1 protein-coding gene is annotated in these 572 nt (G+C 67.0%); it reads left to right on the forward strand.

Annotated features, from left to right (window positions below; translation table 11 throughout):
• Positions 1 to 572, forward strand: a 572-nt coding sequence (locus ACFQDM_RS15560) for a GTP-binding protein (protein WP_377380599.1), incomplete at both ends; no start/stop codon positions are given.

Consider the following 572-nt stretch of genomic DNA (forward strand, 5'->3'; position numbering starts at 1 on the left):
TGGTCGTGAACGCCGCCGACGGCCCGATGCCGCAGACGCGCGAGCACATCCTGCTGGGTCGCCAGGTGGGCATTCCCTACATGGTCGTCTACCTGAACAAGGTCGACCAGGTGGATGACGAGGAACTGCTGGAACTGGTCGAGATGGAAGTCCGCGAGCTGCTGAGCTCGTACGACTATCCGGGCGACGACATCCCGATCATCAAGGGTTCGGCGCTGGCAGCCATGGAAGGCCGCGACAACGCCATCGGCGAGGATTCGATCCGCGCGCTGATCGCCGCCGTCGACGAGTACATCCCGACCCCCGAGCGTGCGATCGACCAGCCGTTCCTGCTGCCGATCGAGGACGTGTTCTCGATCTCGGGCCGCGGCACCGTGGTCACCGGCCGCATCGAGCGCGGCGCGGTCAACGTGGGCGACGAACTGGAGATCGTGGGCATCCGCGACACCAAGAAGACCACCTGCACGGGCGTCGAGATGTTCCGCAAGCTGCTGGACCGCGGTGAGGCCGGCGACAACGTGGGCGTCCTGCTGCGCGGCATCGACCGTGACGGCGTCGAGCGCGGCCAGGTC

Source organism: Ponticaulis profundi, assembly GCF_042659465.1.
In the GTDB taxonomy this organism is placed as follows: Bacteria; Pseudomonadota; Alphaproteobacteria; order Caulobacterales; family Hyphomonadaceae; genus Ponticaulis; species Ponticaulis profundi.